This is a genomic window from Pseudomonas sp. TWI929 (assembly GCF_039673335.1).
GTDB lineage: Bacteria > Pseudomonadota > Gammaproteobacteria > Pseudomonadales > Pseudomonadaceae > Aquipseudomonas.
Map to the genome: position 1 here is coordinate 1 of NZ_JBDJLK010000135.1, position 9682 is coordinate 9682.

Below are 9682 nucleotides of genomic sequence, written 5' to 3' on the forward strand. Positions count from 1 at the left end.
CTGCAAAGCAGCCCCTCGATTTCTGCCTTGATGCTGAAATCCGGGGGCCGCTTTGCGGCCCTTTCGCGACACAAGGCCGCTCCCACAGGGGATCAACCGTTGATTCACTACAGGGTCAGACCTGTTCGAGCATCAACCCGGAAATCCGCCGCACCTTGCGCGCCACCGCTTCTTCGAAAATGCCCGAGCGTGGCTCGACCAGGCTGAAGCAATGCTTGGCGCGGGTGATACCGGTGTACACCAGTTCCTTGGTCAGCACCGGGTTGAGCGCATCTGGCAGTACCAGCGCAGTGTGGCTGAACTCCGAACCCTGGGATTTGTGCACGGTCATGGCGAAAACCGTTTCCACTTCGTTGAGCCGGCTAGGCAGGACAAAGCGCACGCCGCCACTGCCGTCGTTACGCGGGAAGGCTACGCGCAGCAATGGTTCGCCGCGCTCATCCGGCAGGCGCAGAGCGATGCCGATGTCACCGTTCATCAGGCCCAGGCCATAGTCGTTACGTGTCACCAGTACCGGGCGCCCTTCGTACCAGGGCTGCTGGCTGTCGATCAGCCCAGCATTGTGCAGCACCCGCGCCACCCGCTCGTTGAGGCCTTCGACACCCCAGGCGCCGCGGCGCACCGCGCACAGCAACTGGAAATCCTCAAAGCTGTGCAACACCTTGCCCGCCCATTGCTCCCACACGGGGTCGTCAAAGGCAGTATCGAGTGCCGGCCGGTAACGGCCAAGGGTACGCAGATAGCTGCGATATCCCTGCGGGCCGTCTGCGCCACGGTTCAGCCCATCGAGCAGCAGGCGGTCGAAGGCGCGGTCCTGTTCGTGCTTCAGGGCCAGGCTGTGCACGTCGGGTGGCGGTGTGGCCAGCAGGTTGCGCGCCGCGTAGGAGTTCTGGCGGTTGACCAGCCGGGCCAGCTGGCCAATGCCGCTGCCTTCACCGAAACGCCGCGAGAAGCGCAGCATCACCACCTGCTGGGCCAGCGGGTTGCGCTGCTCATCACCGGCCTTGAGGCCACTGCCGGCTAGCGACTCGCCACTGATCTGTTCAAGCCACGCGGCAGTCGCTACTGAGTAGTAACCTTCCTCGGCATCCCGACACAGGTCGCCCAGTACCGCGCCAGCTTCGACCGACGCCAGCTGGTCCTTGTCGCCCAGCAGCACCAGACGTGCCCGTGGCGGCAGGGCATCAAGCAGGTTGGCCATCATTTCCAGGTCGATCATCGACGCTTCATCGACCACCAATACGTCCAGTGGCAACGGGTTGCCGGCATGGTGGCGGAAGTGCCGCGAGCCCGGGCGGCTGCCGAGCAGGCGGTGCACGGTGCTGACCTCGGTGGGGATCTGCCCGCGCACCTCGGCGCTGACCTGCAGGCGCTCGACTTGCTGGCCGATGGATTCAGTCAGGCGGGCGGCCGCCTTGCCGGTCGGCGCGGCCAGGCGGATGCGCAGCGGCCTGCCCTGCTCCACTGCCGGCGCCTGCAGCAAGGCCAACAGGCGCACCACGGTGGTCGTCTTACCGGTACCGGGGCCACCCGTGATGATGCTGAAACCGGCACGGGTGGCCAGCGCACAGGCAAGCTTCTGCCAATCCACCTGGCCCACTGGCGCGCCGCCCTCGAACAATTGCGCCAGGCGATCTGGCAGGTCCGCAGGTGGCGCTTCGGCCTGAGTCAGGCGCTGGCGCAGGGTATGGTCGATGCGCCGCTCGTAGCTCCAGTAACGCCGCAGGTACAAGCGCTCGCCACTGAGCACCAGTGGCCGCGCCTGTTGGCCCGGGGTTTCGCCAGCGGCCACCAGCGGGCTGGCAGCGATGCGTTGGCGCCAGGCATTCAAATCGAGGTTGGCCAGCAACTGCGACGGCAGCAGCAAGGGGCCGGTCAGGGCGTCGCCTTCTGGCGGCAACGACAAGGCGAAGTCGGGCTCGGCCAGGGTTTGTTGCAGGTCCAGGCAGACATGGCCGTGGCCCAACTGGTGGCTGGCCAGTGCCGCCGCCAGCAGCAGCAAGGGGTCACTGCCAGGGGCACGCTCTTCGAGAAACGACACGAATGCACGGTCCAGAGCACGTAGCCAGCCCCGCTCTACCCAGCGGTCGAGCAATTGCAGCAGGTCACCGCTGTCCTGCTGTGGCGCCAGCGCCAGCAGGTGCTCGGCGTGCAGCGGGGTGGGCAACAGGTCGACGAGGCTTCGGCTCATATCACAGCTCCGGCAAACAGGTCCTGCTGTGTGGGCGGGTGCTCGCCACGGAACAGCGCATCAAGGCTTTCGATCAGCTCACGCGGCGGCTTGGCGTGGTACACGCCGTGGCCGCTGCTGTTGGCGCCGCGCAGGAAGATGAACAGGGCACCGCCGACATGGCGGTCGTAATCGTAGTCCGGCAGGCGCGCGCGCAACTGGCGGTGCAGGGCCAACAGGTACAGCACGTACTGCAGGTCGTAGCGGTGCTCGAGGATGGCCTTTTCCATGGCCAAGGCATCGTAGGCCTGAATGTCCGGGCCCAACCAGTTGGACTTGTAGTCGGTCACGTAGTAGCGCCCGTCCAGCTCGAATGCCAGGTCGATGAAGCCTTTGAACATGCCGTTGAGCACAGTCGGCTGCGCCGCAGGGCGCGCCAGGCCGGGGTGGGTGTGGCGTGCCACCAGGTGGTCGAGTTGTTCGGCATCGACCCGGTGGCTGGCGAACCAGAACTCCATTTCGATCTGGTAATGACGCAGCTGCCCGAGTGTCACGCTCTGCTCGCTGCCCGGCAGCGGCAGTGCCTCGCCCAGCAAGCGCTGCATCCATTGGCTCAGGGTGGGAATCCAGCCGGTCCAGTCACGGCGGTTGCAGCGCTGGCCAACGGTTCGCTCGATCAGCTGCGGGTTGCTGCTGACCTGGCTGAAGCCTTCGCGGCCCGCCCATTCCAGCAAGCCATGCAGGAAGGTGCCGGGGTTCGGCCCCCGCGGGAAGCGATGGATATCGCCGCTGTCGGCCGGGACTTCGCGCAGCAACTGCGCATCGACCACTTCGTCATCCAGCAGTTGCTGGGCCTGGGAGCTGTCGGCGCCGAGGGTCTGGTCGCCGACGCGCAAGGCGCTGTACGAGGCGATCCACCAATGCTCGGCCGCCGCACGGCGCGGTTTGCGTGCTGGCAACAGCTCTCGTTCGGCGTGCGGCATGCGGTACACCTGATCATCCGCCTGCGGCAGGCCCGGGCAAGTGATGTGCGGGCAGGTCGCCGCCAAGGCCTGCAACCAGTCGGCTAGCTGCGCCGAACCGGCCAGGGCAACCCCGCCACCCAGCAGGTAGCCGAATGCCGAGCGGTGCAGCTGCGAGCTCTTCTGGTTGCCGCGTTTGAGGTCGGCAACCCCCAGCCAGCAGGCATGCTGGGCACGAGTCAGGGCCACGTAGAGCAGCCGCAGGTCTTCAGCCAGGCGCTCGTCGTCGGCGCGCTCGATCTGCTCCTGGTCAGGGGTGAGGGTGAGATGCGCGTTACCTTCGCTGTCATGCCAGGCCAGTGGCAGGCGGCTGCCGTCTACCGGTTTGCTGGTGCAGATGAACGGCAGGTAGACCAGTGGATATTCCAGGCCCTTGGACTTGTGGATGGTCACCACCTTCACCAGCTGTTCGTCGCTTTCCAGGCGCAGGATCTGTTCTTCGCCAGCCTGCCCGGAACTGGCCAGATGTTCGGCCAGGTGACGGATCAATGCCTGTTCGCCATCCAGTTCGCCGGCGGCCTGTTGCAGCAGCTCGGCCAGGTGCAGCAGGTTGGTCAGCACCCGTTCGCCATCGGTGCGGCGGATTAGCGTGCGCGGCAGCTGGAAGTCATGCAGCAGGTGGCGCAGCATCGGCAGTACGCCCTGGCGCTGCCAGGTGTCGCGATAGTGGCGGAAACGCATGACCCAGCCTTCCCAGACCCGCTCGTCCTGGTTCAGCCGGTCCAGCGCAGCCAGCGACAAGCCGAGAGAGGTACTGGCCAGGGCGGCCTTGAGCAGGCGCTCCGAGTCGGGCTCGGCACAGGCCTTGAGCCAGGCCAGCAGGTCGTGGGCTTCCTGGGCGGCGAACACCGAGTCCTTGTCGGACAGGTACACACTGCGCACCCCGCGCGCAGCCAGCTCGGCGCGGACCATCTGCGCTTCATGGCCATCGCGCACCAGGATGGCGATGTCCGAAGGCAGGCACGGGCTCAGTTCACCCTCGGCATTCTGGAAGCCAGCCGTGCCTTGCTGGCCACCGTTGAGCAAGGCGACGATATGGCTGGCACAGCTGGCTGCCAGCTTTTGGCGGTAGACGCTGCCGGAGAGCGGCTCTTCGCTTTCCAGCTGCCAGCACTGAAGGGCTGCGCTGGTTTCACCGTTGATCACCAACTGCTCGCCACGACCTTTGGCGCGGACTTCCATGAACGGCAGCGGGTTGTCATCGGCCTCGCGGAACAGGAACGCACCGCGCCCCGCTGCACGTGCCTCTGCCTGCAGGAACACCTGGTTGACCGCCGCGACCATGGCCTTGCTGGAACGGTAGTTGGTGTCCAGGCTGTGCAGGCGGCCGCTAGTGGCGCGCCGTGCGGCGAGGTAGGTGTAGATGTCGGCGCCACGGAAGGCGTAGATCGCCTGCTTGGGGTCGCCGATCATGAACAGGCCGGTTTGCGCACGGTTTTCGCTGATCTGGTAGATGCGCTCGAAAATGCCGTACTGCACCGGGTCGGTGTCCTGGAATTCGTCGATCAGAGCCACCGGGAACTGTTCGCGGATCAGGCTGGCCAGGCGCTCGCCGGCCTCGCTGGCCAGGGCGTGCTGCAGGCGCACGAGCATGTCGTCGAAGCCCATTTCCGCGCGCCGGCGCTTCTCTACTTCGAAACGTGCCGATACCCAGTTGGCGGCATGTTCGAGCAAAGGGGCATCCGGGCTGTCCAGGGCTTGCAATTGTTGCTGCAAGCTCTGCATGGCATTAAGGCCAGGGTGCTCGGGTGGTTCGCCCTTCCAGGCCTCGGCCATGCCGTTCGGGGTAAGCCGGGTGAAGCCCGTGCCCAGGTCAAGCTCCACCAGTTGCTCGTCACCGGCCCAGGCGCAGAGCTTGTCGAACCACGGCTCAAAATAACGCGCCTGCATCTTGCGACCGTCGACCTGCTTGGCGGCCAGTGCATCGCGGCAGATTTGCCGCAACTCCTCGGCCCACTGCGCCCACGGCGCCTTGAGCCGGGCCAATTGCTCGCCGCGTTGCTGCAGCGAAGCTTCGATAAGTGCCGCAGGTTCAAGTCCATCCTTCTGGGCACGTACGCGGCCGAACAGCGGGCGGATACGCGGCAGCAACGCGTCAGGGCTGCCCCAATGGCTACGCACCCAGGCCAGCGCATCGCCCTGCATGCCATAGCAGAAGCGCCGCCAATAATCGCGCATGACCTGGCCCAGCAGCTCGCTGTGGTCGGTTTCCAAGGTCTGGGTGAACAGGCTACCGCTGTCGAATGCATGTTCGCGCAGCATGCGCTGGCACCAGCCGTGGATGGTCGATACCGCAGCTTCATCCATCCACTGCACGGCGATTTCCAGGCGCCCGGCACAACGCGGCCAGGCCTCCTCAGGGTAATCGTCACGCAGCTGGTGCAGCAGCGGGTCGGCACCTTCCAGCTCGCCACGGAAGAACCGCGCGGCCTCAGCCAAGCGGGCGCGAATACGCTCGCGCAACTCCTTGGTCGCAGCGTCGGTGAAGGTCACCACGAGGATCTGTGGTGGCAGCAGTTCGCGCTCGAAACCTTGCTCGCCGCCGTGGCCGAGGATCAGGCGCAGGTACAGCGCCGAAATGGTGAAAGTCTTGCCGGTGCCGGCACTGGCCTCGATAAGCTGGCTGCCATGCAGGGGGAAACTCAGTGCCAGGGGACGGACCTGGGTCATGCGCCTTTCTCCGGGTTGCCCAGGGTTTGCCAGGGGGCGGTGAACAATGGGCGGTACAAGGTTTCGCACCAGCCTTCGAAGGTTTCATCAGCGGTGAGCGCGGCAAAGTCGCGGAACTGCCGGGCCAGGGCAATGCTTTCACTGCGCTCGCCAAAGCTGGTGCGCTCGTCGCCTTCGTAGGCGCGGGCTGCGGCAGCCAGGGCTTTGTCGGCATCGTCCTGGGCCAGCCAGGCGAACGCGGTCTTGGCAGCGACCGACAGCGGCGCATTCATCGCCGCCTGGCGGGCCACCAGCAGTTCGCCCAGCAGTTGTGCAGCCTGGTCTTGCGGCAGCGGTGCAAGCAGTAAGGTCAGGTCGCTGGCTACCAGCGCGCTGTTATACGGGTAACCCGCCGCGCAGGCCGCCAGGTGCGTGACCCAGGGCGCGATCAGTCGGTGCCACTTGTAGTTGTTGCGCCCGGCGCTGATGGTGTTGGGTACGGTGGTGATGCTGAGCAGGCTCTGGTCATCGGCCAGGAACACCCGGCCCAGCCAGCCTTCAAGACGGTGCTTGCCGTGCTCGAAATGAATCGGCAAGGCGCCCTCGACCAGCTGTGGCCAGCGTTGCAGCAGCTGCTGGTGACGTTGCAGCAGGTCGGGTAGCGGTTCGATCAGTTCGCTTTGCAGCAGCTCGCCGAAGCCGGCCAGCGGCAGTAAACCGCAGGCTTGCAGGCGTCGGGCCTGGGCCTGCAGGGCCTGCTCGGCGTTGTCCGGTTCGGCCAGCGCGGCGCCGAGCAAGCTTTCGCTGGCGCCGTAGCGTTGCAGGGTATCGAGCACAAAGGGTTCTTCGTCCGGCGTCGGCGCTTCCAGTGCTTCGAAATACACCTTCAGGCGCTGGCTGAAGAAGTGCCGCACCGGGTGGCGCAGGAAGTCATTCAGTTGGGTCAGGCTCAGGGCTTCATCGTCGTGATAAGGCGACAGGTCGGCGTCCCCCTGCTCATCCTCTTCACCCTGCTGGTGCAGTACCTGCCATTCGTGGGCAAAGCTGAACAGCGGGCTGCCCTTCTGGAAGTAGCGCGGGCTGAACGGTTGCAGCGGGTGCTCCTGGGTCAGAGCATGCAGCAGTTGCTCTCCCGGTTCTGCTGGCTGCCCCTGCTCCGCGTCGGCCAAGTGCCAGCCGGCAGCAAGATGATCGCGCAGCTGGCCGATCAGTACCGAGGCCGGCCGTTCGCTGTTGTCGCGGATGCTGCGCCCTACCCAGCTGACATACAACTGGTCACGTGCCGACAGCAGTGCTTCGAGCAGCAGGTAACGGTCGTCTTCGCGACGTGAGCGGTCACCGGGGCGGTAGTCGCTGGCCATCAGGTCGAAGTCCAGCGGCTGCTGGGCGCGGGGATAATCGCCATCGTTCATGCCCAGCAGGCACACTACCCGGAACGGGATGGCGCGCATGGGCATGAGCGTGCAGAAGTTCACCGAGCCGGCGAGGAAGCGTTGCGACAGCTTGCCCTGGTCCAGGCCCGACAGCCAGGCTTCGCGCACCACGGTCAGCGGCAGAGGATCCTGCAGGCCGACCGTCTCGCACACCTCAAGCCAGCTATCGCGCAGGTCCTGCAACTGCATCAGCAGAAACTCGTCGCGCTCACCCTCGGCCAGGAAGAACACCTGCAGCAAGGCATGCAGGCGCTCGCCCCACTGGCCGACGGTGGCCGGCTCGGACAAGGCCTGACAGGCGACTTCGAGTGCATCGAGCAGGGCTACCAGCGGGCCGATCAGCGCTGCGTCGAGGCCACCAATTTCATCGTAGGGTTCAATACCGTCACAGGCTTCGCCCACCCCCACTGCATAGCCCAGCAGCATGCGCCGCAGGCCGAAGCGCCAACTGTTCTGTTCAAGCCCGGCGGGCAAGCCCAGGCTGGCCCGCTGCTCGGCGTTGAGGCCCCAACGGATACCGGCGCCCTCGATCCAGCGGTGCAGTGTGGGCAGGTCGTTTTCGCGGATACCGAAACGGGCGCGGACTGCCGGTACGTCCAGCAGGTCGAGTACCTCGCTGACAGCGAAGCGGCTGTCGGGCAGTTTGAGCAGGTGTTCGAGGGCGATCAGCAAGGGCTCGCGACCGCGCTGGCCCTGGTCGGTCAGGGTGAACGGAATATAACGCGGGTCGTTGCGCTGCAGTTGGCCGAACACGGCGCGGATGTGCGGCGCGTAAGTGTCGATGGCCGGCAGCATGACGATCACGTCACGCGGGCGCAAAGTGGGGTCGGCGCTGAAGCGGGCCAACAGCTGGTCGTGGAGGATTTCCACTTCGCGTTGCGGGCTGTGGGCGACGTGGAATCGAATCGAACGGTCCTTTGCCGTATCGACTGGCGGCCACAGCTCCCGGGTTTCGGCGAGCGGGCGCAACTCCAGGATATCGTCCTGCAGTTGGTTGAGTAGTGTGGTGGGGGAGCCGTCACTGAACAGGTCGATGCGGCCATCGCTGAATACGCCCTGATAGCTGCCCGGGTCGTCATAGCTGTCGAGCAGGTTGATGTAGTCGCGGCCTTGTTTGCCCCAGGCGGCCAGCAACGGGTGGGCATGTTGGTGCAGCGACTGGTCGTCCAGTTGCAGGGGCATACCCTGTTTGCGTTGCTGGCGTTTGTACTGGTGGCGCAGCAGGTCCTTGTCGGCAACGATATCGGCCCAGTGATGGCGGCAGGGGTTGTGCACGCACAGGAGCACCTGGCTGAAGCGCGCCAGGCCAGCCAGTGCTTCCAGGGCCTGGGCTGGCAGCGAAGAAATGCCGAATACGATCACCCGTGGTGGCAACCCTGGCGGTGCCTGCTCCAGGCCATTGATACGCTCGATGAAGCGTTGGTGCACCCCGGCGCGGCTCTGCGCCATGCCTTGTTCACCGACATCCTCCAGCAATGCTCGCCACAACTCGGCCTGCCAGCGGTTGCCTGGCGGCAGGGCTTTACGCTCGCCGCGGGCGGTGTTGAGGATGTGCTCGCCGGCGGCCCAGTCCTTGAGCCAGTCGGCGCGGTAGACCTGGTATTGGTCGAACAGGTCAGCCAGGCGCTCGGAGAGCTGGTAGCGCTTGCGCAGGTCGCTGTCGTCGGTGAGGAAGCGCCGTAGCGGCTCGAAATGCGGGCGCTCGATCAGGGCTGGCAGCAGGCGCATCAGGCGCCAAGTCAGCGGGGCCTTGTCGAGCAGGGACACCTCGGGAATTTCGTCACGACCCAGCACGCTACGGTAAAGCTGCCACATGAAACTACCAGGCAGTTGCACATCGATTGCGGCGGCGATGCCACAGCCACCCAAATCGTCCTCCAGCGGGTCCTCGGCCAGGGCCAGCTTCAGCCATTGGGCGATGCCGTTGCTTTGCACCAGGGCAATTTCGTTTTCCAGCGGCGCCAAAGGGTAGCGACGCATCCAGCTCACCACCAGGCTGCGCAGGTCGTCGAGGCGGTTGCCGTGAACGATCATGAAGCCGGGGTGGAGCTGGGTGGTGGTGAGCATCGGGAGGTCTCTGGCAGGCGCGGGTGGCTGAGGGGGAACGATATCACGCGAATATGAAAGGCCAAATGCCATCATCTAAATGTTGGCGCGGTCCTTGTGGGATCGGGCATGCCCGCGAAGCAGACGATGCGGTGGATGGCACCGGCTTTGCCGGTGTTCGCGGCTAAAGCCGCTCCCTCAGGGATCTTTGTGGACCTGGGGGAATTTGTGCAAGGCCTGGGATTTTTAGCCCACAAAGACAAAACCCCTACCTGCATGCGCAGATAGGGGTTTTGCGAAATGAATCTTGACGATGACCTACTCTCACATGGGGAAACCCCACACTACCATCGGCGATGCAT

3 protein-coding genes are annotated in these 9682 nt (G+C 65.2%); all 3 read right to left on the reverse strand.

Annotated features, from left to right (window positions below; all coding sequences use genetic code 11):
• Positions 1-115: 115 nt before the first annotated feature.
• The 3 genes from recD to recC are packed head-to-tail and all read right to left on the reverse strand — an operon-like array spanning position 116 to position 9341.
• On the reverse strand, positions 116-2191 hold the full coding sequence (recD, locus tag ABE456_RS27380) for an exodeoxyribonuclease V subunit alpha (protein WP_346646718.1): 2076 nt from the start codon (positions 2189-2191) through the stop codon (positions 116-118).
• Entirely contained in the window at positions 2188-5862 is a 3675-nt protein-coding gene (recB, locus tag ABE456_RS27385) for an exodeoxyribonuclease V subunit beta (RefSeq protein ID WP_346646719.1), read from the reverse strand. Before recB ends, recD begins: the two co-directional genes overlap by 4 nt.
• The gene (gene recC / locus ABE456_RS27390; protein WP_346646720.1) at positions 5859-9341 is read right to left on the reverse strand and encodes an exodeoxyribonuclease V subunit gamma; all 3483 of its coding nucleotides are present in this window, start codon (positions 9339-9341) and stop codon (positions 5859-5861) included. Before recC ends, recB begins: the two co-directional genes overlap by 4 nt.
• Positions 9342-9682: the final 341 nt, after the last annotated feature.

What these genes read in the sequence shown, in the direction of transcription:
- recD (WP_346646718.1), bottom strand. Translation starts at nt 2,191, where the DNA reads ATGAGCCGAAGCCTCGTCGACCTGTTGCCCACCCCGCTGCACGCCGAG.
- recB (WP_346646719.1), bottom strand. Translation starts at nt 5,862, where the DNA reads ATGACCCAGGTCCGTCCCCTGGCACTGAGTTTCCCCCTGCATGGCAGC.
- recC (WP_346646720.1), bottom strand. Translation starts at nt 9,341, where the DNA reads ATGCTCACCACCACCCAGCTCCACCCCGGCTTCATGATCGTTCACGGC.